Here is a 26,572-nt window from a genome sequence, read left to right as displayed (position 1 = left end):
GCGTTCTCTTTGGTAACTTTTCTACTGATCGCTGAAAGCTTTAAACTGACAGCTCAAAAGCGTATTGGGTTTCGCTTCGCTCTACCCAACCTACATAACATTAAAGCCCTAACTCAGCCATAAAGTCGTCATCGGCATCATCTTGCACGGGCTCTTTTTTAGCCTGCGCTTTTTCAGCTTTTTGCTTTGCTTCGTTTTCAATAATGTCGTCAGGGTCAATGGCTTCAATAATGTCAAAATCGTGTAGTTTAATAAACTCTGTTTTATCCATTGCCAGTTCTAGGTAAAAAATATTTTGATTACGTGTAGTAAAAGTAACACGTCGTGCTTGTGGGCGATCCATTGTGGTATCTACCGAAATTTGCACTTGTTTATTAATCGCCATCATTTTTGGCTGATTTTGCGTAATAGAGGTATGTAATTGCTCGCGAACCTTAGAAGTAAAGTCACCTACTATTTGGTTCATTAACTCGCCCATTACGTTTGAAACATCGTCTGACAAGTGACTATGTGCAATTTCTTCTTCTGGCATACCCATGTTGCGCATGTAGTCGCCGTAGATTTCCATTGCAGCCTGCGATGTAAAGTTGGTTACAACAAGCCCTGTAAAGCCGCCATCAAACAATACAAAGCAACCAATGTCTGGTCGCATGCAGGTGCGTGTTATTTTTTGAACCATGGCCGAGTAACTTATTTCGTTACCGCTTGCTGATGAAAGTACCCCTGTCACAGAGTGACAAAGCGTTGCTAGTATATCGTCGGTGCTAATAACTTTACTTTTGCTCATTTAACGTTCTCTTTTGTACTTATTATTCATAATTCTAGCCAACCTACTGAATTTATCACTGACTATCCAGCATAAAATGTTAAAATAACCTTATTATTTTTAAAGAGACTGCCTTCGTGACCATAAAAGACAGTATTTACGCCTCTGAGCAACAAGTAAAAGATTTCAGCTTTGACCAAAATGTGGTTGAAGTATTCCCTGATATGATTCAGCGATCAGTGCCTGGTTATGCCACCATTGTAAGCACTATGGGTAAATTAGCGGGCCAATACGCTCAAAGTAATTCTAACTTGTATGACCTAGGCTGCTCATTGGGCGCGGTTACGCTGAGCATGCGCCGTAATATTCGCACCGATAATTGCAACATTATTGCAGTAGATAACTCACAAGCCATGGTTAAGCGTTGTAAGGTGCATTTACAAGGGTTTAAATCGGACGTGCCGGTTACTGTTACCCTTGGCGATATTAACGAGCTTGAAATTCAAAACGCATCGGTTGTAGCAATGAACTTTACACTGCAGTTTATACCCCATGCACAGCGCCAAGCTGTGCTTGAAAAAATTTACGCTAACTTAAAGCCCGGTGGTGTATTACTACTTAGTGAAAAAATTAAAGCCGAAAACGAGCAGTGCGATAATTTACTGATTGACTTGCATCATGATTTTAAGCGTCATAATGGCTACTCTGAGCTTGAAATAAGCCAGAAGCGCACAGCAATAGAAAACGTTATGCGCCCCGATACACTCAGCACACATATTAATAGGTTAAGTGATATTGGCTTTAGCCAAACACAAGTGTGGTATCAATGTTTTAATTTTTGCTCAATGGTAGCAATTAAATAAAAAGAGTAATTTATGTCTCAATGGTTTAACCAATTTTACGCTGCAATTGCACAAAGCCCACTTAGCCACTGGCTAGAAACGCTACCTGCCCAATTAAAACATTGGCAGTTAGAGGCAAGCCATGGTGATTTACCACAATGGCAAAAAGTGCTTAAAAATTTGCCTGAAATAAACACAACTCACGTTGATATAGCCACTAAAGTAGAAATTGGCGCACCAGGGGAAATGAGTGAAGGCCAACAAAAGCAAACTACACACTTATTAAAGCGCATGATGCCTTGGCGAAAAGGCCCATTCAGTGTGCACGGTATTGAAATAAACACCGAATGGCGCAGTGATTGGAAATGGGATCGCCTCCTTCCACATATTGAGCCATTAAAAGGCCGTACAGTGTTAGATATTGGTTGTGGCTCTGGCTATCATTTATGGCGCATGCGCGGAGAAGGCGCCGAGTTTGTAGTGGGTATTGATCCTTCTGACTTATTTTTGTGCCAGTTTCAGGCAATTAAACACTTCAACCCCGACGAAAACGTGCATTTATTACCATTAGGTGTAGAAGCCCTGCCAGAGCTTAAAGCCTTTGATACGGTATTTTCAATGGGGGTGCTTTATCATCGTCGTTCACCAATTGATTTTTTAGCGCAGTTAAAAGCGCAGCTTCGCCCGGGCGGCGAGTTAGTGCTTGAAACCTTAGTTATTGAAGGCGACGAAAATACAGTACTCGTGCCTACCGACCGCTACGCAAAAATGCGCAATGTGTGGTTTATTCCAAGTACTGCTGCATTAAAACTGTGGATGGAGCGCGTTGGCTTTAAAGATGTGCAAATAAAAGATTGCGCAATGACCACGCTTGATGAACAACGCAAAACCGATTGGATGGAAAACGAATCGTTAGTTGATTTTTTAGACCCAACCGACACCAGTAAAACCATTGAAGGCTACCCTGCTCCACTTAGAGCGATACTAACCGCCAAAGCATAGCGGTTAATTTAACGCTTTTAATACTAAAAAAACGCCAACGGGCGTTTTTTTTGTTTATTTAAACAACAAACAGAGGACAAGTGTCCTTGTTAATTATTTCAAACCTATATTTACGCTAGCCGCGCAGATGCAATTGTTGTAAAATACGCGCGTTTCTAAGCAACCCAAAACAACTATTTTGAGGAAAACCTGTGAGCGAACAAAAACAGTCTCTTAGCTATAAAGACGCGGGCGTAGATATCGACGCTGGTAATGCACTTGTTGAGCGTATTAAAGGCGTAGTTAAAAAAACCCGTCGTCCTGAAGTGATGGGCGGAATTGGTGGTTTTGGCGCACTTTGCGAAATTCCTGAAGGTTATAAACAACCTGTATTAGTAGCGGGTACTGATGGCGTGGGTACTAAATTGCGTATGGCAATTGACCTTAAAAAGCACGATACCGTAGGTATTGACCTAGTAGCTATGTGTGTAAACGATTTAATTGTTCAAGGTGCTGAACCCCTGTTTTTTCTAGATTACTACGCAACGGGTAAACTAGACATAGACACAGCAGCCGACGTAGTAACAGGTATTGGTAAAGGGTGTGAAATTTCAGGTTGTGCCCTAATTGGTGGCGAAACAGCAGAAATGCCAGGTATGTATGATGGTGAAGACTACGACATGGCAGGCTTTTGTACCGGTGTGGTTGAAAAATCAAAAATCATTGATGGTACTAAAGTAGCTGCAGGCGATCAGCTTATTGCCCTTGCCTCTAGTGGCCCACACTCAAATGGTTTTTCTTTAATTCGTAAAGTACTTGAGGTATCTAACGCCGACACCAATCAAGTAATTGATGGTAAAACATTAGGCGAGCATTTATTAGAGCCTACACGTATTTACGTTAAACCTTTACTTGAGTTATTTAAGCACGTTGACGTGCATGCCCTTTCGCACATTACTGGCGGTGGCTTTTGGGAAAATATTCCACGCGTATTACCTGCATCAGCTAAAGCTGTGGTTAAAGGCGACAGTTGGCAGTGGCCAAGTGTTTTTAACTGGTTACAAGAAAACGGTAACATTACTACGCATGAGATGTACCGCACATTTAACTGTGGTGTAGGCATGGTTTTGGTTGTTCCTGCCGATAAACTTGAGCAAAGCTTAACTATGCTTAAAGATTTAGGTGAAAACGCTTGGCACCTTGGCGAAATCCAAGATGCGGCACCAGGCGAAGAGCAAGTAGACATCGTAGGTGGTGCTAAGTAATGGCACCTACTCGTCTAGTAGTTTTAATTTCAGGCAGTGGCTCTAATTTACAAGCCATCATTGATGCCTGTGAACGTGGCGAGATAAACGGACATATTGCGGCTGTTATTAGCAATAAAGCAGACGCATATGGCCTAGAACGAGCTAAAAATGCAGGCATTGCAACGCAAGTACTCAGTCATAAAGATTTTGACTCGCGCGAGGCCTACGACGCGCAGTTAATGAACGTTATTGACTCTTTTGAACCAAATCTAGTTGTATTAGCTGGGTTTATGCGTATTCTTACACCTAGCTTAGTGCAAAAATATATTGGAAAAATGTTGAACATTCATCCATCTTTGTTGCCTAAGTACCAGGGGCTGAATACCCACCAAAGAGCAATTGATGCAAAAGACGATGTTCATGGCGTAAGTGTTCACTTTGTAACTGAAGAATTAGACGGTGGTCCGGTCATTCTTCAAGCGCAAATACCTGTACTCAAGGATGATACAGCAGACACATTAGCAAAACGCGTGCACGAACAAGAGCATATAATTTATCCTTTGGTGGTCAAATGGTTCAGTGAACAAAGACTTACTATGGAAGCAGATTATGCGGTTCTTGACAAAAAACAACTTCCTGCACACGGCGCGCACTACCCACAATAAAAAAATAAGCGCCCTAATGCTATGTGCGGGCGCTTTACTTCCAACAAGCCTTATTGCAGGCGAATTGACTCAATACGAAGCCAAGTATGATATTTTGCGTAAAGGCAGCAATCACGGCACGGCAGTTCGTTCTCTTAAAAAGCTTGATGATGAAAATTATGAATTAACCTACCACAGTGACATTGAGTGGATGATTTTTTCTGACTCGCGTAAAGAAACCTCTAAATTTACGTTTAAAGACGGTAAGGTGTCTCCTGATCATTATTCAATGGTACGTAAAGGAACAGGTCCTGATAAAAACTATCAAATTGATTTTGACAAAGAGAATGAAATTGTTACCAGCAGTAACAGTGAGTACCCGCTAAAATGCGAGTGGACTGATGATTTTCAAGATGCCATTTCGTATCAAGTTCAGGTTCGTGAAGGGTTAAAGAAAGGCGAAACCAACTTCTCGTTTCCGCTTGTTGATAAAAAAGGTAACCGTCGGGATTATAACTTTGAAGTGGTAGGCACAGAGATGATTTCTTTGCCTATAGGTAACATAGAGGCAATTAAAGTAAAACGTTTATACGATACCGACAAGCGACAAGCCCTCGCTTGGTTTGCACCTGAAATGGATTACATGCTTGTGCGCATGTGGAAAGGTGAAAAAGGGACTGAGCAGTTTGAAGTTCAAATGAACTCGTTTACTGTGACCGCCCCAACCGCAACAGCTGAGCACACTAAAAACCTTCAAGCGAACTAGCTAACGATTTATTTGCAAAATGGGTGAACTATATAAGCTCACCCATTTTAAATAACGAAAACTCTCCTGGCTCCATTTTCTGCCAACGCTCGTCGTTAGTAAGCGGCCTTGTTGCAATGACAGTTACCACATCGTTTGGGGTTGTCTCTTTTTGAAAATCAACAACCATATCGGCATCAATTAATGTAGCTTTACCAAAAGGCGCACGGCGCGTTATGTAATGTAAGTTATTTGTGCAGTACGCTAAAACAAATACGCCATCGGTCAACAACATATTAAATACGCCCTTTTCACGCAGCGTGTGAGAAAGCTTGGCAGCGTATCTAAAAACAGACGCCATATTAGAAGGTCGTTTAGGGTATTTTTCACGAATTTTATCAAGCAACCAACAAAAAGCGAGTTCACTGTCAGTGTTACCCACTGGACGATAATATTCGGGTTTTAAATCGTGATAGTTTGAAAGCTGCCCATTGTGTGCATAGGTTATTTCTCGCCCCCACAGCTCACGCGTAAACGGGTGGGTATTTTCAAGGCATACTCGCCCGCGATTACCTTGACGTATATGGCTAATAACCGACACACTTTTTATAGGATAGGCTTTAACAAGCTTAGCAATTTCTGATTGGTAGCTTGGTTCTGGGTCTTTAAAAGTTCGACAGCCTTTTCCCTCATAAAACGTAATACCCCATCCATCTTTGTGTGGCCCCGTATTACCACCACGCTCTAATAGCCCTGCAAAACTGAAACATATATCAGTAGGCACATTGGCAGACATACCAAGTAATTCACACATTTATAAAAAAGCCCTTAAAAAGTACGGATAAATAGCAGTACATTTTACAAAAAAAATTTTCTAAATTAGTTGCATATTTACTTAAAAAAATCATTATGGCTACCTGAATTATAAATTTTTAACGCTCTGAATTAATAAAAAACATAATGTGTATGGCAAAAAGCACTATCCGTCCCCTTAAAAGGTATTTTGTAAAGCAAAACTTCTGACTTTTTACTATAATTTTACACGCTAATTTACTTGAAACTTGAGCTGACTAGCGCTACTCTAAATGAGGTGGTCTGACCTCTATTAAGGAATTAAAATGACACTCATATTTACACTCGGTTTAATCGTGCTGCTGTGCACTGCGATTTACCACAGAGCGAGTTGGAACACAGCACTTGGTGTTTCTGCTGCAACATTATTAATCGGTACCTTCGCAGGTGCTTTTGGTTTAATTAGCTGGTTGATCTTTTTGATCATCGCAGTGCCTCTTTCAGTTACTGGTATTCGCCAGCAATACATCATCAAACCTATCTTTACGGTATTCAAAAAAGTAACACCGAGCATGTCTGACACTGAAAAGTCAGCTATCGATGCGGGTACAACTTGGTGGGAAGCTGATTTATTTTGCGGTAACCCTGATTGGAAGAAGCTACACCAATACCCTGTGCCTAAACTTACTATTGAAGAGCAAGCCTTTATAGATGGCCCTGTTGAAGTAGTATGTAGCATGCTAGATGATTGGGAAGCAACTCACGAGCTAACTGATTTACCGCAAGATGTATGGCAATACCTCAAAGACAATAAATTTTTTGCCATGATCATTAAAAAAGAATACGGCGGTTTAGAGTTTTCTGCGTTTGCTCAGTCTTGTGTACTTCAAAAACTAACAAGTAAATCAACATTACTTTCGTCAATTGTTGGTGTTCCAAACTCGTTAGGTCCAGGTGAATTATTACAACACTATGGTACAAAAGAGCAAAAAGACCATTACCTACCGCGCTTAGCTAGCGGTCAAGAAATTCCATGTTTTGCATTAACATCACCAGAAGCTGGCTCTGACGCAAGTTCAATCCCTGATTACGGTGTTGTGTGTAAAGGACAATGGAACGGTGAAGAAGTTGTCGGTATAAGCCTAACGTGGAACAAGCGCTATATCACGCTTGCGCCTGTGGCAACGGTGCTTGGTCTTGCATTTAAATTACAAGATCCAGATGGCTTATTAAGTGATGTAAAAGAGCCAGGTATTACCTGTGCATTGATCCCAACAGATACTCCTGGAGTAGAAATTGGTCGTCGTCACTTCCCGCTTAACGTACCATTCCAAAATGGTCCTACTCGCGGTAAAGACATTTTTGTACCTCTTGATTACATTATTGGTGGGCCAGATATGGCTGGCCAAGGCTGGCGCATGCTAGTTGAGTGTTTATCGGTAGGCCGTGCAATTACATTACCGTCTAACTCTGCCGGCGGCATTAAAATGATTGCAACCGCTACGGGTGCATACAGCCGTATTCGTCGTCAGTTCCGTTTACCGATTGGTAAAATGGAAGGTGTTGAAGAATCAATGGCTAAACTTGCCGGTTACGCATACAGCTCAGATGCTGCAGTAAGTATGTCGACTGGTGCGGTTGACTTAGGTGAAAAACCATCTGTTGTATCAGCGATTATTAAATATCACTTAACCGAACAAATGCGCGATGCAACAATCCATGCAATGGACGTTCTTGGCGGTAAAGGGATCATGCTTGGTCCAAATAACTATTTAGGTCGTGGCTATCAAGGTGCACCTATTGCCATAACCGTTGAAGGTGCAAACATCCTGACCCGTAATATGATTATTTACGGTCAGGGTGCGATTCGCTGTCATCCGTTTGTACTAACCGAGCTAGGTGCGTGCGAAATTGAAGACCGCGAAGAAGCGCTTAACGTATTTGATAAAGCGCTAATGGGTCATATAGGCTTTACTATGTCAAACCTAGTGCGTACTAAATGGCTAGCCCTTACAGGTGCTCGCTTTACAAGTGTGCCTTACCATGACGAAACAGCTGAGTTTTACCGTATAGCGTCGCGCTTTAGTGCTTCTTTAGCACTTATGTCAGATATTAGCATGGCTGTATTTGGTGGCTCTCTTAAACGTAAAGAGCGTATTTCTGCACGTTTAGGTGACTTACTTAGCTACCTTTACTTAGTATCTGCAACGCTTAAGCGTTACAACGACGAAGGCCGTAAAAAAGAAGATTTTGCGCTTGTTCAATGGAGCTGTCAGGATCACCTTTACCACTGTCAACGTGCGCTTGCTGACTTAATTAACAATATGCCTTCTGCACCACTTCGTGGCGTATTAAAAGTGTTATTGTTCCCGTTTGGTCGCCCGGTACGTAAACCGACTGATAAGTTAGAGCATAAACTAGCTCAAATCTTACAAGTTCCTAGCGAAACACGTAACCGTTTAGCAAGTTATGTATACTTAACAAATGAGCCTCTTAATCTTGTAGGTCGTCAGGAGCAAACGCTTAAAGACGTACTTGAAGTTGAGCCATTATTTGAAAGAGTATGTAAAGAGAAAGGTGTGAAACTACCGTTCTTCCAACTTGATAAAGTAGCGCAAATGGGTCTTGAAGCAGGTATTTTAAGCCAAGCCGAGGCCGATAAGCTAGCTGCTGTAGAGCAAGCTCGTTTAGACGTAATCAACGTAGACGATTTTGACCCTGCTGATTTGCTTGCAGGTAAAGCAGCGCGTGATAGCGTTATTACAAAAGTGGATGCCGCTTAACTAGTTTAGTAAAGCAAGCAACCCAACGTTAGAAATAATCCAAACCAGCGCATAATGCGCTGGTTTTTTTTGTGCAAAATAAACCTGCAATAAACCCCACACAAACCCCAGGTTTAGCAAAGTGCTGTTTAATCTCTCAAACGTAATGCTATAGGCTAAAAAGGCTCCTAAAAACAAAAGCATACTGGGCATAAACTGGCTAATATAAAACGCTCGCGCGTTTTGATTCATTTTAAAAAACAACCGATGTTGTCCATGAACTTTAGTACAATCAAATTGTAATGAGCTGCTAAAAAGTACAATAAAAGCAACCGCCACACCGCCTATTATATTCACAAGATCTGGCCGCTTTTCTAATAACTCAGCCGATGCCATAAATACACACAAAAGCAACGATATACGCCATACTAATGTCCAACTATGGTTTATGAAGTAACAAAACCAAAAGCTAAATAAAGACCGAGCACTCGTCATTCCATTTATATTAATGACAGGTATAGATGCGCTTAAAAGAAAGATAATTGCAAAACCCAAATGATAAATTAGCGGCGATAACTCAAAAGGAGTAAACAAAAATAAAGTACTTAAAGTAAATCCATAAACGAGCGCGCTAGGTTTGTATAAACAAACAATGCCTAAACCTAACTGTATAAACATAAAAACAAAAAAATGCGGTACTTTTATCCACTGAGCCCAGGTTAAATCAAGCGCTATCAACAGACTCGCTATAAGCCAGCCATTACTAATAAGTAATAATTTAATATCTGCTATGTTCAGCCAGCTAGGACAAGCTATTGTGTGTTGAAATAGCCGTTGCTTGCTATTTTTAATTGCCGACTTAATCGCGCTTAACATCACACTTTGCAATAACAAATAAAACAAGGCCATTTGGGCACCATATGCAGGTGCATCTGTACTATCTATAATTTTCCCTAGGCCCAAAAAGAGCAACAACACCAAGCCTAAAATAGATGAACCCAACACCACTAAAAATATCAAACCAAAGCTTTTTAACTGCAGTAGCAGCTGCTTAAGCTCAAACGTGTATGCTAGGTACCGATAACTCATAAATGCACGATACTGCTCAAGCTTGCCTTTCACGCTCGCGAAACTCATAGCGAAACACACTTAAAGCCATGCTCAATAAATACAGCCGGCTCATGGCAAGTAATAATAATTTGCCCATTAGGCTTATCATTTAAATAAACATCGAGTAATTGTAAAAGGTGCTCAATGCTTGTTTGATCAAGCGCAGCACTTGGCTCATCAAGTAGTAAATACGGTGACTTTCGCATTAGCGCTAATATTAGCTGACACTTTTTTTGGTTACCCGAGGACAAAGCATCAAAACGCGTATTTAAAAATGCCGTAAAGCTAAACCCTTTAACCAGCTCATGTGGCCACGGGCAGTCGATAGCACTAACAGACAAGTCAATAATTTGATGGGCTGTTAAAAAATCAGGTAACGTAATACGGTCACTGGCTATGGCCACTGTTTTTGTGGGCTCATTCAGCTCCCTCCCCGCAAACAAAAGTGAGCCACTTTGCGGTTTATCAAGTCCTGCTAGCATCATAAGTAAGGTGGTTTTACCGTGGCCATTAGGTGCTTCTATGCAGAGTTTTTGATCTGAAAAAACCTGGTTATAATTTTTAAAAACTACATTGTTGGAAAATTGCTTATTTAAACCAATAACTTCAATCATAAAATATCCTTATAAACTAAGGTTTTATTATAAGCCTACAAAGTAAAGAGGCAAACTTATTGATTTGATTACTGTGTTAGCTAAAAGTACTTACTCATTTTTATAAATAAACTAATACCAACTCGCTTAATTAAATGAGCTATTTTGAGGCTGGGAAAACGTGTTAATAGCTAGGTAAAAAATTTACTATTTAATTGTTCTAAATGAGAATTTTTTAACGCAGGTACCGACACGTTTAGCCCCGCGAAATGATTAAGTATTATTGCGGATTGGTATAAAACAACTTAATTAGCTCTGAGGCAATTTTTGGCGGTAAAAAAATTAAATAGAGGATTTTATCTGATAACGAAAAATAGCATCAACAGTGGTGTTATAAGCCTATTTAAGGCAAATACATGTTTATATTTAAAAGTATTATTTAAGATACAAAAAATAAATAAAAGTGATTATTTATTAATTTTTTTTAATAGTTTGATAAGTATCGGTGATTATAAAATTTATAAATGATTTGATGATAAGAAAATCAATCTTTAAAACCTTGTTATTGAGGAAATAACAAGTGGCGGAGTGGACGGGACTCGAACCCGCGACCCCCGGCGTGACAGGCCGGTATTCTAACCAACTGAACTACCACTCCGCAGTGGTATGTGCATGGGGTAATGCACTTACTAATTTTGTTACGATATCAAATGGCGGAGTGGACGGGACTCGAACCCGCGACCCCCGGCGTGACAGGCCGGTATTCTAACCAACTGAACTACCACTCCGCAGAGATATCTTTTTACTTGTCATTACTTAATTTGTTGGCGGAGTGGACGGGACTCGAACCCGCGACCCCCGGCGTGACAGGCCGGTATTCTAACCAACTGAACTACCACTCCAGCATACAAATTTTGTAATATAACGTTGTTTAAATAGTTGGCGGAGTGGACGGGACTCGAACCCGCGACCCCCGGCGTGACAGGCCGGTATTCTAACCAACTGAACTACCACTCCAGCGCGTATTTAAACTGTTATTTTTTCTTATTGGCGGAGTGGACGGGACTCGAACCCGCGACCCCCGGCGTGACAGGCCGGTATTCTAACCAACTGAACTACCACTCCGCATTTTCGTTGCTGTTTAGGTCTCCCTGACAGCGGCGTGAATAATACGAACCAGCCCCTATTTCGTCAAGGGCTTTTTTGTTTTTTTACAGGTTTTTTAGTCATCTGACATCGAAAGGTTTAAAATTTCACCTGATTTGTCATTTTTTGAACCATTTTTGTCTACTTGATTTTTTTCTGTGTAGTCCGCATCTTGATTCGCGTGTTTCTTTTTATTTAAAAAAGGTAACGATAGTTTAATTTTAATCGGTTTTTTTTGCACAAATATTCGAATAGCTAACCAGCCAAGCAGTATAATTAAAATATTACCGCCGATTATTAAGCCCACAATGGTGGATGTGGCCATTTTTTCTTCTTCCGGCTCAATGGGGGTGGCTTGCTCGGCTTCAACTATTGTTGCAGGGTCAACTTCTGGTACCGCTTCTATTGGCCGGGCTATTTCAAATTTATAGGTTGGTAAAGTGGCCATAAATTCACGGCCGTTGTTATTAGTACCAAATACAGACAGTTCGACACTGTAGCGCCCCCAGTCATAGTTTTTAATTATTAACTCTCTTGTCTCACCTGGCGCAGCGTTTATAGTAAACATTTGCTCTTCGTTATTAGGGTAATAAATCTTACCCTGAAAAATAACGGTCTCTGGTTTAACTATTTTGTTGTCTGTTGTGATCGTTAATTTATGTTCATCAATATTTTTATCTGCAAGCGCGATACTAAAACCAAAGGGGGGTTCGTGAACAATAATGGTGTCTTGCACGATTCTGCGTTGCAGTAAAGGAGTAGAAATGTAAAGCTCTGGGGTCCACTCACCTTCAGGGAACACAAGTTTAAACTCACCGGTAAATACACCGTCTTTTGGACGTTCATCAAATCCACGCCCGTCGTCTTTAAATTCGGCGACTTCTTGTGTACCTGCGCCAAAGTTTGCAAAGCTATCGTTATTCGTACTTACAAAGTCAACATTAAGACTAACCACATCTCTAAATAGATTAGCGTTAATGGGTTCACCATCATTTAAAATTTGGCCAGTTACTTTTATCGTTTCGCCTCTAAAAAGCATGGGAGGTAATGGCTCTGCCTGTAGTGATATTTCACCCAGTACAACAATTCTGCTATCTGGTAAAATACTCCCTATAACTTGCCAAGGACCTGGCATTGGTTTTTTTATGGTGACAAGGTCATAACTAAGTTCGTCAAACCATTCAATATTAGTATCCCTAACTGCGTTGGTGGCAAAATACTTACTACCATCAGGCCTAACTAAAATAACGGCAGGTGTCCCTGGTTTTCTGAAAAAGAGTAATGTGATTTCGTCTATTTGGCTGTCAATCCGAAAGCGGTTGTCGAGTAAGGGGATTTCATTTTGTAGGCCATCCCGTTTTAAAACTTCAACTTGCTCTGCGCTATATGCGTTACCTGATAACAAACTGAGTGCACATAACACGGTTACAAAATACATTATTCTCATTATAAGGCCTTATTCAGCGCGCCATAGGCATTGGCCGCCTTCTTTATTTACAAGATCCAATCTGGCTTCGTGTGCGCTTTGCTCTTCATCTGTAGCGCGTAATACTACCAATGGCGCTCTTTCACTGTTTAAACGTCTTATGCCGCCTTGCTGTTGCTCACTACCATCATCTTTATTTTGATTTAAGTTTAACTTTGTTTGTCCGCCTGTCATGGCAAGATAAACATCAGCTAAAATTTCAGAATCCAGTAAGGCCCCGTGCAAGGTACGTTTAGCGTTATCTATGTCGTAACGTCGGCATAACGCATCAAGGTTATTCTTTTGTCCTGGATGCAAGTCACGCGCCATTTTAAGCGTGTCGAGAACTTGACAGTAATCATGCGTATTTGGAAAACCTTGATTAAGCAATGCAAATTCATTATCCATGTGGCCCACATCGAACGGGGCATTATGAATTACAAGTTCAGCACCTTTTATATAATCAAAAAACTCTTGTGCAATATCGCGGTAAAGCGGTTTGTCGCGTAAAAACTCATTGGTAATACCGTGAACGTCAATCGCTTCTTCTTCTATGCTACGTTGCGGATTAATATAAACATGAAAGTTATTACCCGTTAAACGACGATTTACTAACTCTACACAACCAATCTCTATAATTCTGTGCCCTTGTTTAGGGTCGATGCCGGTTGTTTCTGTATCTAAAACTATTTGTCTGCGTGCCATATCGAATTAAGCCTGACTCTGGTATCTTTCTATAATCACTTTATTGTACATAAGATCAAGGTAAAACAGTGCAAAAAACCGTAGAGATTTACACCGATGGCTCATGTTTAGGTAATCCAGGCCCCGGTGGTTATGGTATTTTTATGATTTATGACGCCCATGAAAAAAAATTAAGCCAAGGCTATAAGCTCACTACAAACAATCGCATGGAAATGCTTGCGGCTATAGTGGCACTTGAATCACTTAACCGTGCTTGTGTTGTAAACCTTACTACCGATAGTCAATACGTAAAACAAGGTATCGAGTCATGGATTTCAAACTGGAAAAAACGCGGCTGGATAACGTCAGCTAAAAAGCCAGTTAAAAATGTGGACTTATGGAAACGCCTAGATGCAGCTTGCAGCAAACACACAGTAAATTGGAAGTGGGTTAAAGGTCATAGCGGCCATAAGTACAACGAAATTGTCGACGATTTAGCTCGTGATGCAGCTGGCAGCACAGATTTACTCGAAGATGTGGGCTACCAGCCTTAATTTACTTGATGCTAATGGTTATCACTTTTTTGGTCGCACGTTTTGTAATGCTGCTTTGAAGTTTGCCTAAGCCCCGCCCCTTTTACAGGCACAAATTGTGGCCGTGCGTGCCACTTAGGCTTTATGGGTGTAAGGGGCGCAACGCGTTTTCGAGCCACCAGCATATAAACACTGCCCATAGGTTTTAAATACTGCTTGGCAAATGCTCGCCAAAATTCAAACCGTGATAACCTGTTTCCCCTAGCTAGTGATGAATAAATGAACCGCTCGTCACTTACAATTTCAAAACCCAATAAATTCAGCCAATCCTTTACCCTTGCTGGGGTAAAAAATCGTCCTGTCCATGGTAACTTTTGCCCGCTAAACGGCAACATTTGAGCCAACCCACACAAGCTGAGCGGATTAAACCCGGTAATTAGAACGTAACCGCCAGGTATGAGTGTTCGATGAGCTTCGCGTAAAATGTGATGTGGGTCAGAGTGGTACTCTAAACAATGGCTTAAAATACACGCGTCAACACTATGTTCGTAAAAAGGTAATTCATCTATATCTGCCACTACCCCTGTGTATGGTCCGGGCTCAGCGACACACACCTGGTGCTTAATAGTACTTAAACTTGTATTTAACTCACCGCTTAAGTTACCTAACTTAAGCATATGGTAACCAAACATGCGTGGTAGCCAATATTGCATTTTACGTTCAATATCAGCTTGCAAATAATCCCCGTGAGGGAACTGCTGCCACGACAGTGGTTTGGGTCCTTCTTGAAAACTAAGGGCTGGTTTCATTTTATGAGCTCGTTATACTATGCGTTAAGTGTCACTTTATAGAGCAATTTAACATGGTGCAAGTCAAAGCAATTAAAGCCTTTTCAGATAATTACATTTGGTGTTTAACCACTGAAGGCAACGCTGAAGCATGGGTCGTTGATCCTGGGCAGGCTGAGCCTGTGCTAGCTCATCTCGCAGCAGAAAACTTAACACTGGGTGGCATTTTAATTACCCATCATCATTACGATCATACCGATGGCGTTGCGCAGCTAGTAAAAGATGACCCAACAATAAAGGTTTATGGGCCTAAAAATAGCCCCTTTAAAGGAGTGACGCATACACTGGTTGATAGCGATAGTATTGAAGTTTTAGGCATCAACTTTAAAGTGCTCACAACTCCTGGGCATACACTTGATCACATTTGTTTTGTGAATGACAACATGGCATTTACTGGTGATACATTATTCAGTGGTGGCTGTGGACGTTTATTTGAGGGTACGAGTGAACAAATGTGGCATTCTCTAAACAAATTAAAAACGCTACCAGCAGGGTGTAAAGTGTTTTGCACCCACGAATATACACAAGCTAATTTAACTTTTGCTAAAGCTGTTGAGCCTCGTAATCCATCGTTACTTGCACACAGTGAGCTGGTAGATGAGTTAAGGAAAGAAGATAAAATTTCACTGCCAACCACTATAAGCCAAGAGCTTAAAATAAACCCGTTTATGCGCAGCGACATTCCAACCATCATAGAGGAAGTACCTAAAGAATTTATCTCGGTTACAAAAAACAATGAACCTTGGCATAACTTTGCTGCTCTGAGAAAGTTCAAAGATAATTTTTAGCGCATATAAGTTTATTATTTTAAATCATTAACTTGAAATACATGAACACTTTCTACTAACTGCTGTAATTGTCATAAAGTGGTAATGTTAGTTTATTAAAGGTAACATTTGCCGAGTTTTTTACCCGATGTATTGGTATTTATGAATAAATCTCCTCTTATAATAACCTTGGCGCTTGCGCTAAGTGGTTGTCAAACATTGACTACCTTAGAATCAGACCCTCAGGTCGCAAATCAAGCTAATAATAAGCTTGAAGGTGCAAGCCCAAATGATATTAACAATGCATTAATGGTAAACGCGCAATATCAACAACTAGATAGCGATGAACAAGATGCGCCGGTATTTGACGATGTATGGGAGCGTATTCGTTACCAATTGTCGATTAATGTTCCTCAAAACCGCCCTGTTGTGACCGAGCGAAATTATTATGCGAAGCATCAACGTTATTTAGACCGTATTTCAAAGCGTGCAGAGCCTTACCTTCACTTTATTGTTGAAGAAGTGGAAAAACGCGAGATGCCAATCGAAATTGCGCTCCTTCCTATTGTAGAAAGCGCTTTTGATCCCTTTGGCTACTCTCACAGAACCGCCTCGGGTATTTGGCAATTTATGCCACAAACGGGTGAGCGCTTTGATTTAAAACAAAACTGGTGGTACGACGGCCGCCGAGATATTGTGCAATCTACCCGTGCAGCGCTAGATTACTTATCTTATCTTCACAAAACACTTGAAGGTGATTGGCTCAATGCTATAGCCGCCTATAACTCCGGTGAAGGGCGGCTGATGCGCGCAATTAAAAAAAATCGTAAAAAGCATTTACCTACCGATTTTTGGTCATTAGATTTACCAAGAGAAACCACGGCTTACGTACCAAAGCTACTGGCACTAGCTGACTTATTAAAACGTTCGGATGAATTTAATGTAACGTGGAAACCCATTATCAACGCCCAAGTAGTAGAAGTAGTTGATGTAGGCTCACAAATAGACCTAGCACTTGCCGCCGAAATGGCCGACATGACATTAACAGAGCTTTACAGATTAAACCCTGGGTTTAACCGTTGGGCTACAGACCCAAATGGCCCCCACTCTTTGCTTTTACCTATTGATAAAGCGCAGCAGTTTTCTGAAAAGCTTGCCAATACTGATATTAAAAATAGGCTTCGCTGGCAACGATACGTGGTAAAAAGCGGCGACAGCTTATCTGTAATTGCTAAAAAGTTTACCACTAGCACCAGCGCAATTAGATCTTTGAACAAGCTTAATTCAAATACGATACGCATTGGGCAAGAGCTACTAGTCCCGTTAACCGATGGTGCAATAAATAGCGAGCACTTACCAAAGCAAATGCGTATGGCTGCAAATAAAACATCACGCACTAAGCTTTCGCATACCGTAAAAAGTGGCGATACCTTATGGGATATCAGCCGCGAATACGATGTGACCATGGATGAATTGGCAAAGTGGAATAAACTTAAAAAAAGCGCTGTGCTACGCTTAAATCAAAAGCTCACAGTGTATAAATCACAAAATAAAACCACCAGCGCACCAAAAAGCACTAATCGCACGATTACGTACAAAGTACGAAGAGGCGATTCACTTGCGCGTATTGCGTCTAAGTTTAATTTAACGGTAAGCGAAATTATCAAATGGAATAATTTAGCAGGTCAAAAGTACTTGCAACCGGGGCAAAAATTAAAGCTTAAAGTGGATGTAAGAAGTAGTTAATTTCAGCTAACAAAAAAGGAGCGCATGCGCTCCTTTTTATTGGTATATAAAAATTAACCTGAGAGCTTTTCAAGCCATGTTTTTAACCAAGGCTCTGTCACTGGCCAAGGCTCAAAATCTTCACACGCGTCAATTTCTAAACGGTTACCGACAGGTTTTGCTTGTAAATCACGTAATAGTTCATCAAAGCTTCGACCTGCACCGCAAAAAGTATCACCATAGCTTCTGTCGCCCATAGCCACCACTCCAAATGGCTTATCTGTAAGCATAGGAAAACTACTATTAAGCGCATAATATAAGCCAGCTAGGTTACTTGGCACGTCACCCTGTCCTGTCGTTGAGGTAACAATTAATATGTTTGATGCGTTTTTAATATCGTCAAGCGAAGCCTCTGTGATGACCGCTGCGCTATGACCCGCCTGCTTAATAGTTGCAGCTATATCATCACTTAAACGTTCAGCACCACCATTTACAGTGCCCACAAAAATACTAATATGTGCCATTAATAATCCTTCTCTTCGTTTGGCCAACCAAGTTGCTCACAAATCTGTAGCATATCATGACCTAGTGGCGCTTTAATCGTTATTGCTTTGTTGGTGTAAGGGTGCACAAAACTCAGCTCAGTTGCAAACAGCATTAAGCGTCGTAATTCAAAATGATCCCTAAAAAATTGGTTATGTTGATTGTCGCCATGATTAACATCACCAATTATTGGTAATGATAAATGTTTTAAATGCCGGCGAATCTGATGCTTGCGCCCTGTCTTAGGAAAACACTCAACTAATGAGTACCTAACCGTTGGGTATTTGCCTATTGGAATAGGTAATGCAGCTTGATACAAACAATTAAACTGAGTTTGCGCCTCTTGAGGTGCTTTATTCTGATCTGCAAATTTATCGGCAATTTTATCAAGCTCTTCTTTTAAAGGCTTATCTAAAAAAACCGAATCAGGGGCAAATCCGCGCACTAGAGCTAAATATCGCTTAGCAATAGTACCTTCAATGAATAACTGATTCATATCACGCGCGGCTTCAGAGCTTAAAGCAAATAGCAGCACACCCGACGTAGGTCTATCTAGCCTGTGAACTGGAAAAACGTGCTGCCCTAACTGATCGCGCAACATTTGCATCGCAAATTGAGTTTCATGTTTATCTAAAAAGGAGCGATGTACTAATAGCCCTGACGGTTTATTAATGGCTACAAAGTTTTCGTCTTGATACAAAATATCGAGTTCGCCGTATTCAGTAGGCGCTAGGCGCTCACTCATGCGGTTCTCCTAATAGTGCATCTAGCTGTGTCAGCACCTCTATAATTTCATTTCCACCTGATTTATTAATCAAGGTCATTTGCGCCATGGGGGCAATTGCAAAGTTTCGCGGTAATGGTTGATTATAAGTGATCAAATGCTGCATTTTTTCAATAAAGACAAACTGTAGCCACTGCTCAAACGCCATCGAATCGTGACAAAAGGGAACACTAGAATTTAGTGCCTCTGCTGAAATTGGCTCACATTGCCAAAGTTGATGCTTTTGTAATAGCGCTTTTAATTGCACTAAATAAGCTTGGCTCTGTTGGAACATAACCACCCTCTTTATAAGTTATGCAGCAATTATACCCTGTTCCCACAAAGCTCGCTATGGCGTATAATTAGCGCAATTTTGCAGTTAAAAACGACCGGGAAAACAATGAGTGATCAAATAGCAACCTTAGGCCAACTTTTAGATGGTGCTGGCACGCAATGGCGGGCTTTTGATATTGGCAGGCACATTACTAAACTCGATAAACAACAGTTTTTAGCTATTGAACAAGCCCAAGTACCTTACCCTTATCCGCTTGCTGGTCATGCGTGGCTAGCAATTCAGTTCTGGGATGCCAAAGCGAGCAAAGAGCCCTATGTGTGGTTTTTAAAATTTCCGCTAGATGAGCAAAGTAAATTAGTTAGTGCAAGTCGTGATCACTTTGCCGATATGGTTATTCAAGCTCTTGGCACTGAAATTACAGGTGAAAAAGCAGATGGCAAGCTTGATAACAATCCTTATGTGTTTACGCCTAATGCAAATAAACTGGCTGCATTTAACGCGCAAGTTAAAGTGTTACTAAAGCAACCTGCTTCACAATATTACGAATACGCTCAGCTATATTTTAGTGCAAAGTTAGGCTTTGATAATTGGCAAAGTGTTGCACTACAAGGCATTGCTGATTTTGCGCTGCGCCTAGATAACGATCAAAACTTAAGTAACTTACAAAAAGCCTGGGCGCATTTACCCCTTGAAGTATTGCAGCCACTAAGTGCAATGCTTGAACATGTTGCAATACCACCAACACTGAGTGAGCTTTTACTCGCGCAGGGTCAAACAGCTATTAATAATAGTGATACTATAGCGTTAACCGCTGCACTACGCTCAATGTCTAAAGGTCAGGCACAAGGTTTGTGCGCGCAGCTTGTTGATGCAACATTGAATTCAGCTCTTAAAAGCGACTCTGACGTACTTTTAACAATTGCTGGGCGTTGCTTTGTTCAGTTGGAAGACCCTGAACGATTGCATATATTTATGGATAATTGTGCTCAACATCAGAAAATAGAGGCGCTTTTTCCAAGTATTTTTGCTGACTTAGTTGCAATACCGACCATTCGACCTCACCTATTAGGTTTATTACGAAAAGAAGATCGAAGCGAAGCCCTCGCTCGTGCAATTGGAAGGTTATTCTCTTAAATGGCAAGTTTATGGACGTTTATATTAATTGGTAGTGTTATTTATTTGTTTTGGCTAAATAGAAAAGTCGCCGAAGCGGCTAATGTTCATGCTAAACGTCAATGCGAACAATTAAATGTGCAACTAATGAGTGTTGCGTGCACTAAGCGCCGTTTTGGTTTTCTAAAAAGTGGTAAACCAGGAATAAAAAGTGAGTTTTCATTTGAGTTTTCAAGTGACGGTGAAAATGCGTATCAGGGAATGCTTATTATGGAAAATGAGTTTTTAAAAAGTGTTGTCGTTCCACCACACAAAATCTAAGTGTTCTTATGCTTTTAATGTATAAAATTATTGCAATTGTGTGGTACAAAAAACTAAGGCGTAACTAAAGTTACGCCCCAATTGGACTGCTTCCTGCTAGATATCCACTATCTATGATCCATTTTTTCATCCCCTGAACGAGTAAACAACCTTGTTTACCCTCACATTGCCTCATGCAATATCCATCGCCACCTTGGCAAACCCGCGTAAACTAACGCTTGGCTAAATCTATAGCATCATCCATGTTAATCCTTTGAAGTAGCGCCCTGCCACTTTGTGCTTCCTGCGTTGTCCCTTTGCTTTCCAAGCATTCACGTGCAACCTAGTACGTGGCTGCGTCCTGCAGCTTTAATCCTTTATATCCTTGAAGTAGCTCCTGCCACTTAGTGCGTCTTGCACTTCCTATTCATCCTTGCTGTCCTTGTTAACTTGTCCTTTTTGCATCCTGCTAGCATCTGCTATTTTGCCTATTCCTTATCCATGGCAGTAGCTTATTCATTAAGCTATGTCTTCTTGACAAGGTAAAGTTTAGAGTAAACGAGAGGAGGAAGTAGTATGTGAGACAAAATAATTCTTTGTCATAAAAATTAAAAAATCAATAAATTAATATTAAACATGCACTTAAATAAAAAAAGGCGACCAATTGGCCACCTTTAACTGATTACTCTCACGTTAATGTAAGATATATCGCACGGACACATGTCCGATTGGGCGCATTAACTTACACACTTCGGGTTACGCTTTTAACCCAATGCACTTTTAAATAGTAACTCACCAGCGACTTGGTTAAACGTAAGCTGTTTAAAAGTCAAAAATCCTTCAGATTTAAAAAGTTCTGTATGCTCACTACGCGTTACAAATACTGCCAATCCAGAAGACTCACTATTTGCCTTTACCAGCTCATCAAGCCCTCTAAGTAAATACCGACCAAACCCTTGACCATGAAAATGAGGATCTACTGCAATAAAAGCTAAAAAGTAATAACGGCCTTTTTCTTTTAGTGTATCTCTAATCGTTTGTTCTTTTTCTATTAACTGGTTAGTTTGTAAGTAACCCGCACTCAGCATTAATTTTAAGCGCCAATGCCAATAACGCTGAGCTTGAAGTTGACTTAAAGAATCAAACATACAGGCCACTGCTTTTAATTTGCCACTGCGATAAAGCCCTATTAGTGGTTGCTTTTCTTGCCAAAAACTACTGAGTTCTTCACGTATTAATGCACGTAACTTTTTTTCGTAAACGGCTTTATTTTTTCCATCATAACCTAGCATTGTTTTTAGTACAGGGTCATCATGGTATGCCTGATAAATTAAACTTGCGGCAGTGCTTATATCTTCTGCTTCAATGTATTGTACGCTGAACGTTTCTTCTTGTGCGGTTATACTCATTGTATGTCCTTTATTGTTTTAGCCGTAAATATAATCAGAGCTCAAATACTAAAGCTATACGCGAATAACTGCATTTACGAGTATATTTAATCTAAGAACTGGATATTACGCCGTATTGCCCGCTTAAAGAGAGAAATAATATCAAAGTGTTATTTATTTTTACTATCCTTTATAAAGCGCTAACAGCGGTTTAGGCAATTTATTATTCAGAACTTAACTTTACTATATACCTAAAGTAATTAACCGACAATTCAGCTTGAGTTTAGCTAGCACAATGTACTGTTGGGCCTTAAGGTAATTTATTGTTTATTTAAAGGAGTCGTAACATGGATACTACAAAACACGATATTCATACATTATTTGCACAACTTGGTTTACCAAATTCAGAATCTCAAATAGATCAATTTATTGCTTCACATGAGTTAAAAGACACAACACTGCTTCAAGATGCAGCATTTTGGGATGAAGCACAGCAACACTTTTTAGCGGAATCGCTTGCTGAAGATGGCGCCTGGAGTGAAGTGATTGATGAGTTAGATGTTCGTCTTCGCCAAGGCAAATAGCATTATTTAGCTAGATGGCTATGTTAAAGCCTTCAAAATTACTAATCCATGACGATGTTTAATGGAGCAGGGCCAATTTACTGATCGATTTTTGACTTGTCTCAGGATTATTTACGCAAGTTAGCGTTGAGGTAAGTTATTAGAAATAAGTTTTTAACCTAAGTATTAGGTTATTTAATGTAGCATACCCGTTTTATTGCTACCATAGCACCCGCGCAGCATGTGTATGCTGCGCTTTATTTAATTTAAGAGTTATAAATATAATGAATTCAGTTGTATTTGATGCAATTCAAGTCCTTTTAGATGAAGGCAAAACACCCACAGTCGCATTAACGAAAAGTCGCTTAGCGCAACCGGTTCCAATGCCAATGATTATTGCAGCTGTGAGCCAATACAAAAATAACCCGGATTCTATAAATAACTTTATTAAAACTTCCCAGCAGCCAGAAAACACTGAGCTAAAAGCAAGCCAACTAGACAGAATTGAGCAAAAACTTGATCAATTACTTGCACTGCTAGAACAAAAATAATTTGAGACTATAAATGTTTGTTGTTGATTTAACATTTGATTGCTACCAAGACACCACCCTAGAACAAGCCGAACAAGCCATAAACCGCTTAGTAAATGCGCTTCGCTTTAATGGCCAAATAATGGGGGAAGAGTTCCCCACCGTTTTAAAAGACGGCTTTTTCATAACCCGTGTTATGTGCCCAACTGAAGACGCTATGCACCCGCTAAATAATAGCCCTTTTGTTAAACACAGCATTGAAAAACTCCATAACGCAGGTTTATTGGCCCCAAAAGTAAAAGTGATTGGCCAAGATATTCACTCTAATGGAGCGGATTGCTGCACTGAGCCGTCAAGTTACATTTTATATACTACTTATGTGCATACCTGTAGCCCTCTTTATTGTGGCGACGACTTTTTACCTGTGCCTCTATTTCGCATCCCTGCTATTGCCAATGGTGATTACAAAACGCTAATTAAGTGGCAAGAAGATTGGCAAGCATGCGATCAAATACAAATTAATGGCGCAACACGCTGTGAGTTTCCTGCCCTTGAGGAAATATCCAGTACTAAAAGTGATTTATATCGCCGCGGAAAAGATATCACCAAACGCATTAGTTTTTTAACTAAAAAGCCGGTTTACTACTACTTATATCGAGTTGGTGGTGTGGATAAAGCCTCTGAGCTTGAGCGTAAATGTCCAAGCTGTAATAGCGATTGGAAACTAGATGAACCTTGGTTTGGGCTATTTGATTTTAGGTGTGAACCGTGTGGTTTAGTCTCTAATGTGTCGTGGGATTTTCAATAGCCTCTCTAATGACTTTTTAAATCAGCTCAGCGATCTTGCTAAGCTGATTTATTAATGACGTTTTATACTTCAAGCGCTTTTAAAAACGACTCTATATTTGGTGCAAGTACATGGTGCGTTTTTTTACCGACGTGCTCTAGACACACCTCTCCGGTATGAATTAACACACTGACCAGTAAATCTTCTTTATCTGTTAAACCAATAAACACAGTTTCGGGTTGTTTTAGCTTTCGTTTCATTAAAACATGACCAGTGATGTTTTGTTGAAGCATATCGAAGTCGTCGCTATTCCATGCTTGCAACAGTTCAATTTGATGTCCGTCAATAATTGCCAATACGCTACCACCGTACATGTGCCCATAAAGTTCGCTTAACGCTGTTGGAAACTCAAGCTCTAATGCCTTAGCTAAATTGTTTAATGAGCCTGCTGGCTGCTGACATACGCCTTGCCATTGAATATTTCCTTGCTCGTCAACCTCGCCTAGCTCACACGGACTCGGCCATTGTTCATCGTGTGCTATAAGTGGGTACTTAGCAGTGTTTTTGAGGGTATTTTCGCTAAATTGATGGTGAAGTTGTTCTAAATGCAATGCTACAGACATACTGTGAAACTCAATTAAATTAGATATAATGCGCACATTGTAACTATTTAAGAGCAAACATGACAGATTACAGCAACTCTCCAGACCTTAAAGGCAGTGTATTAGGACAATCTACTGAGTATGTAGACGACTATACGCCAAGCTTGCTTTTCCCAATTGCGCGCAAGCTAAATCGTGATGCTTTAAATATTGATGAAGCCGAACTGCCATTTAAAGGCCAAGATATTTGGACAGGTTACGAACTTTCTTGGTTAAACGCCAAAGGTAAACCGCAAGTGGCTGTCGCCTTATTTACTTTTGCATGCCAAAGCAGCCACATTATTGAGTCTAAATCGTTTAAACTTTATTTAAACAGCTTTAATCAAACTCGTTTTGAGAGCATAAACACAGTTAAGCAACATTTAATCGATGACTTATCAGGCGCAGTTAATAGTCCGGTACAAGTAACCCTATACAAAGCGGACGATTTTAACTGTTTACCCTGTACTGCGCTGCCTGGGGAATGCATTGATGATTTAGATATTGAAATAGATAACTATGATATTGATGCCTATTCACTTAAAGCACATAGCGATGAAATAGTGACCGAAACACTCAATAGCCATTTGCTAAAATCTAATTGCTTAATAACGTCTCAACCAGATTGGGCGAGCATTATTATAAGATACACAGGCGAGAAGATATGTCGTGAATCGCTGCTACGTTATTTAATATCGTTTAGAACACATAACGAGTTTCATGAGCAATGTGTAGAGCGCATTTATAGTGACTTAACCACGCAACTCAACATTAAAGAGCTTGAAGTGTATGCACGTTATACACGCCGAGGCGGATTAGACATAAACCCATACCGTTCTACGCATTATAACGAAACACCGTTTGCCGTTAAGATTAATCGTCAGTAAATACGTTAAACACTCAAACATAAACATTAAAAAAGGAGCCTCAGCTCCTTTTTTAATGTTTAGATAACACGCTTTGTTGGGATAGGCATACCACATACATCAACGTAATTATACGATTGGACAAACCAGGGTTCCGTTCGGCTTTTACGTGCATCTATCAGTTGCTTGAAAGATGCTGAGTTTGTCTTCATTACCTTGAATACTGTTGCATCGCTATTAACATCAGCCAACACTTCAATATTCGTTATTGGATTAAACGCCAGTCCCTCAGTGGGTAAACGCTGCAAACGATTAAAGTGTTCCATACCTTCAAGCACTCTTCCAAACACGGTAATGTTTTTATCAAGGTAACGTGGGCCTTGCCCAATAGTGACAAAAAACTCAGTACTTGCGCTGTTTATATCATTAGCGCGTGCCATTGCAAATACACCATTGCAATGCACTTGCCATGTTTGAGTCTGTGTTTGGTTTTGCGCAACAGCAAAACCATTTAAAAACCCCGTAACAGGCGCGTATCCATCGCCTTTTAACTCGGTAATTTTTAGTGGTTGCGATGTTGGTAAATAAAACTCTGCAGGTACCGTTTTATTCGCTGTTTGTATTTTTTTATTCCCTGAACTGTCGCCGCCTTGTGCTACAAACCCTTCTACAAAACGATAAACACGGGTGTTTTTATAAAAGCCTTCTTGCGCCAACGTTTTAATATGTTGCGTGTGGTTTGGGGCTAGTTGTGGATTTAATGCTATGTAAGCCGAACCAGTAGGTAAGGTTATTTTTAAAATATTTTGAGGATCAACTACTTGCCACTCATCTGCAGTTGCATTTTTTATTACATCATTGGCACTAAGTGGTGTTTGTATATTTATAACGGATTTATTGTTAGTCGTTGTCGCGCAGCCGCTCAGCAAAAGAGCCATTACATAAATTGAAAAACGTGTTTTCATATTCAACCTTTTATTTTTATTATTTAAAAGTAGCTTTGAGCAATCTAACTTGCCTAGGGTCTGTTTGACATTAATGCGAGGTTATCGCCAATTTCTAGGTGATAACCATAATACATAGGCTCTTCCTTGCTCAACTACCAAACAGGCTGCTGCAAATTCAACCTGACA

General features: G+C 40.4%; 28 protein-coding genes and 5 tRNA genes. 15 read left to right on the top strand and 18 right to left on the bottom strand.

Annotated features, from left to right (window positions below; translation table 11 throughout):
- Positions 1-100: 100 nt before the first annotated feature.
- A complete protein-coding gene (locus tag AC27JL_RS15280; RefSeq protein ID WP_006794039.1) occupies positions 101-787 on the bottom strand; it encodes a DUF3334 family protein in 687 nt (228 codons plus the stop codon).
- Between the two features lie 116 nt (positions 788-903).
- Here AC27JL_RS15280 and cmoA point away from each other — a divergent pair, with 116 nt between their 5' ends.
- The 5 genes from cmoA (at position 904) to AC27JL_RS15255 (ending at position 5,246) form a co-directional block, all read left to right on the top strand.
- Positions 904-1,629, top strand: coding sequence for a carboxy-S-adenosyl-L-methionine synthase CmoA (gene cmoA, locus AC27JL_RS15275; RefSeq protein ID WP_487195976.1), 726 nt, complete (start codon positions 904-906; stop codon positions 1,627-1,629).
- 12 nt (positions 1,630-1,641) lie between these two features.
- A complete protein-coding gene (cmoB, locus tag AC27JL_RS15270; RefSeq protein WP_305401683.1) occupies positions 1,642-2,610 on the top strand; it encodes a tRNA 5-methoxyuridine(34)/uridine 5-oxyacetic acid(34) synthase CmoB in 969 nt (322 codons plus the stop codon).
- Between the two features lie 191 nt (positions 2,611-2,801).
- Positions 2,802-3,854, top strand: a complete 1,053-nt coding sequence (purM, locus tag AC27JL_RS15265; protein WP_006794042.1) for a phosphoribosylformylglycinamidine cyclo-ligase — start codon at positions 2,802-2,804, stop codon at positions 3,852-3,854.
- Positions 3,854-4,501, top strand: a complete 648-nt coding sequence (gene purN, locus AC27JL_RS15260) for a phosphoribosylglycinamide formyltransferase (protein ID WP_006794043.1) — start codon at positions 3,854-3,856, stop codon at positions 4,499-4,501. Before purM ends, purN begins: the two co-directional genes overlap by 1 nt.
- Positions 4,502-4,517: 16 nt before the next feature.
- Positions 4,518-5,246, top strand: coding sequence for a DUF3108 domain-containing protein (locus AC27JL_RS15255; protein WP_487195975.1), 729 nt, complete (start codon positions 4,518-4,520; stop codon positions 5,244-5,246).
- 28 nt (positions 5,247-5,274) lie between these two features.
- On the opposite strand, the gene AC27JL_RS15250 is transcribed toward AC27JL_RS15255, so the two are convergent.
- The gene (locus tag AC27JL_RS15250) at positions 5,275-6,039 is read right to left on the bottom strand and encodes a class II glutamine amidotransferase (RefSeq protein ID WP_008132190.1); all 765 of its coding nucleotides are present in this window, start codon (positions 6,037-6,039) and stop codon (positions 5,275-5,277) included.
- A gap of 304 nt (positions 6,040-6,343) precedes the next feature.
- Between AC27JL_RS15250 and fadE the strand changes: the two genes are divergently transcribed.
- Complete coding sequence (gene fadE / locus AC27JL_RS15245; RefSeq protein ID WP_006794046.1) at positions 6,344-8,800, top strand: acyl-CoA dehydrogenase FadE; 2,457 nt, start codon at positions 6,344-6,346, stop codon at positions 8,798-8,800.
- On the opposite strand, the gene AC27JL_RS15240 is transcribed toward fadE, so the two are convergent.
- From AC27JL_RS15240 to dnaQ, 9 genes are all read right to left on the bottom strand, one after another.
- Positions 8,801-9,916 carry a DUF6136 family protein gene (locus AC27JL_RS15240; RefSeq protein WP_487195974.1) on the bottom strand — a complete coding sequence of 372 codons (1,116 nt, stop codon included), beginning with the start codon at positions 9,914-9,916 and terminating at the stop codon, positions 8,801-8,803.
- Positions 9,913-10,503, bottom strand: a complete 591-nt coding sequence (locus tag AC27JL_RS15235; protein WP_138741084.1) for an ABC transporter ATP-binding protein — start codon at positions 10,501-10,503, stop codon at positions 9,913-9,915. The genes AC27JL_RS15240 and AC27JL_RS15235 overlap by 4 nt, the downstream gene beginning before the upstream one ends.
- Before the next feature lie 560 nt (positions 10,504-11,063).
- Positions 11,064-11,140: transfer RNA gene (locus AC27JL_RS15230), tRNA-Asp, on the bottom strand.
- Positions 11,141-11,193: 53 nt separating this feature from the next.
- A tRNA-Asp gene (locus AC27JL_RS15225) sits at positions 11,194-11,270 on the bottom strand.
- A 37-nt stretch (positions 11,271-11,307) separates the two neighbouring features.
- Positions 11,308-11,384, bottom strand: a tRNA-Asp gene (locus AC27JL_RS15220).
- Between the two features lie 38 nt (positions 11,385-11,422).
- Positions 11,423-11,499: transfer RNA gene (locus AC27JL_RS15215), tRNA-Asp, on the bottom strand.
- 31 nt (positions 11,500-11,530) lie between these two features.
- Positions 11,531-11,607 (bottom strand) — tRNA-Asp (locus AC27JL_RS15210).
- Positions 11,608-11,704: 97 nt separating this feature from the next.
- A complete protein-coding gene (locus tag AC27JL_RS15205) occupies positions 11,705-13,075 on the bottom strand; it encodes a TIGR03503 family protein (RefSeq protein WP_487195973.1) in 1,371 nt (456 codons plus the stop codon).
- 9 nt (positions 13,076-13,084) lie between these two features.
- Positions 13,085-13,798 (bottom strand): DNA polymerase III subunit epsilon, encoded by a 714-nt coding sequence (gene dnaQ / locus AC27JL_RS15200; RefSeq protein ID WP_006794050.1) that lies wholly within the window; start codon positions 13,796-13,798, stop codon positions 13,085-13,087.
- A gap of 68 nt (positions 13,799-13,866) precedes the next feature.
- On the opposite strand from dnaQ, the gene rnhA reads away from it, so the two are divergent.
- Entirely contained in the window at positions 13,867-14,331 is a 465-nt protein-coding gene (gene rnhA, locus AC27JL_RS15195; protein ID WP_006794051.1) for a ribonuclease HI, read from the top strand.
- An 11-nt stretch (positions 14,332-14,342) separates the two neighbouring features.
- On the opposite strand, the gene AC27JL_RS15190 is transcribed toward rnhA, so the two are convergent.
- Positions 14,343-15,119, bottom strand: a complete 777-nt coding sequence (locus AC27JL_RS15190; protein WP_006794052.1) for a class I SAM-dependent methyltransferase — start codon at positions 15,117-15,119, stop codon at positions 14,343-14,345.
- Positions 15,120-15,172: 53 nt separating this feature from the next.
- Between AC27JL_RS15190 and gloB the strand changes: the two genes are divergently transcribed.
- The gene (gloB, locus tag AC27JL_RS15185; protein ID WP_487195972.1) at positions 15,173-15,946 is read left to right on the top strand and encodes a hydroxyacylglutathione hydrolase; all 774 of its coding nucleotides are present in this window, start codon (positions 15,173-15,175) and stop codon (positions 15,944-15,946) included.
- Positions 15,947-16,087: 141 nt separating this feature from the next.
- A complete protein-coding gene (locus AC27JL_RS15180; protein WP_058429446.1) occupies positions 16,088-17,671 on the top strand; it encodes a LysM peptidoglycan-binding domain-containing protein in 1,584 nt (527 codons plus the stop codon).
- Positions 17,672-17,724: 53 nt separating this feature from the next.
- On the opposite strand, the gene AC27JL_RS15175 is transcribed toward AC27JL_RS15180, so the two are convergent.
- From AC27JL_RS15175 to AC27JL_RS15165, 3 genes are read right to left on the bottom strand one after another with little or no spacing between them, the layout of a single operon-like run.
- Entirely contained in the window at positions 17,725-18,174 is a 450-nt protein-coding gene (locus AC27JL_RS15175) for a flavodoxin (protein WP_487195971.1), read from the bottom strand.
- A complete protein-coding gene (gene truC / locus AC27JL_RS15170; protein WP_243531094.1) occupies positions 18,174-18,938 on the bottom strand; it encodes a tRNA pseudouridine(65) synthase TruC in 765 nt (254 codons plus the stop codon). Before truC ends, AC27JL_RS15175 begins: the two co-directional genes overlap by 1 nt.
- A complete protein-coding gene (locus AC27JL_RS15165; protein ID WP_487195970.1) occupies positions 18,931-19,251 on the bottom strand; it encodes a YqcC family protein in 321 nt (106 codons plus the stop codon). The genes truC and AC27JL_RS15165 overlap by 8 nt, the downstream gene beginning before the upstream one ends.
- Positions 19,252-19,356: 105 nt before the next feature.
- On the opposite strand from AC27JL_RS15165, the gene AC27JL_RS15160 reads away from it, so the two are divergent.
- The gene (locus tag AC27JL_RS15160) at positions 19,357-20,385 is read left to right on the top strand and encodes a DUF3549 family protein (RefSeq protein ID WP_276755157.1); all 1,029 of its coding nucleotides are present in this window, start codon (positions 19,357-19,359) and stop codon (positions 20,383-20,385) included.
- Positions 20,386-20,685: a DUF3301 domain-containing protein gene (locus AC27JL_RS15155; protein WP_010557125.1), complete on the top strand. Its 300-nt coding sequence runs from the start codon at positions 20,386-20,388 to the stop codon at positions 20,683-20,685. It begins immediately after the preceding gene.
- Positions 20,686-21,428: 743 nt separating this feature from the next.
- Here the strand turns inward: AC27JL_RS15155 and AC27JL_RS15150 are convergent.
- Complete coding sequence (locus tag AC27JL_RS15150; RefSeq protein WP_271479584.1) at positions 21,429-22,073, bottom strand: GNAT family N-acetyltransferase; 645 nt, start codon at positions 22,071-22,073, stop codon at positions 21,429-21,431.
- Positions 22,074-22,399: 326 nt separating this feature from the next.
- On the opposite strand from AC27JL_RS15150, the gene AC27JL_RS15145 reads away from it, so the two are divergent.
- The 3 genes from AC27JL_RS15145 to AC27JL_RS15135 all read left to right on the top strand — a co-directional run bounded on the left by AC27JL_RS15145 (position 22,400) and on the right by AC27JL_RS15135 (position 23,953).
- Positions 22,400-22,636, top strand: coding sequence for a DUF2789 domain-containing protein (locus AC27JL_RS15145; protein WP_006794061.1), 237 nt, complete (start codon positions 22,400-22,402; stop codon positions 22,634-22,636).
- 263 nt (positions 22,637-22,899) lie between these two features.
- Entirely contained in the window at positions 22,900-23,166 is a 267-nt protein-coding gene (locus AC27JL_RS15140; protein ID WP_039038077.1) for a hypothetical protein, read from the top strand.
- 13 nt (positions 23,167-23,179) lie between these two features.
- Entirely contained in the window at positions 23,180-23,953 is a 774-nt protein-coding gene (locus AC27JL_RS15135) for a Zn-ribbon-containing protein (RefSeq protein WP_006794063.1), read from the top strand.
- 62 nt (positions 23,954-24,015) lie between these two features.
- Here AC27JL_RS15135 and syd read toward each other — a convergent pair whose 3' ends face one another.
- Complete coding sequence (gene syd, locus AC27JL_RS15130) at positions 24,016-24,555, bottom strand: SecY-interacting protein (protein ID WP_487195969.1); 540 nt, start codon at positions 24,553-24,555, stop codon at positions 24,016-24,018.
- 59 nt (positions 24,556-24,614) lie between these two features.
- Between syd and queF the strand changes: the two genes are divergently transcribed.
- Positions 24,615-25,460, top strand: coding sequence for an NADPH-dependent 7-cyano-7-deazaguanine reductase QueF (queF, locus tag AC27JL_RS15125; protein ID WP_006794065.1), 846 nt, complete (start codon positions 24,615-24,617; stop codon positions 25,458-25,460).
- Positions 25,461-25,519: 59 nt separating this feature from the next.
- Here the strand turns inward: queF and AC27JL_RS15120 are convergent, their stop codons facing one another.
- A complete protein-coding gene (locus AC27JL_RS15120; protein WP_487195968.1) occupies positions 25,520-26,404 on the bottom strand; it encodes a peptidylprolyl isomerase in 885 nt (294 codons plus the stop codon).
- Positions 26,405-26,572 lie beyond the last annotated feature (168 nt).

The sequence above is a fragment of the Pseudoalteromonas sp. 4NS20-0020 genome, assembly GCF_057554385.1.
This window is presented reverse-complemented; position numbering and strand designations above follow the sequence as displayed.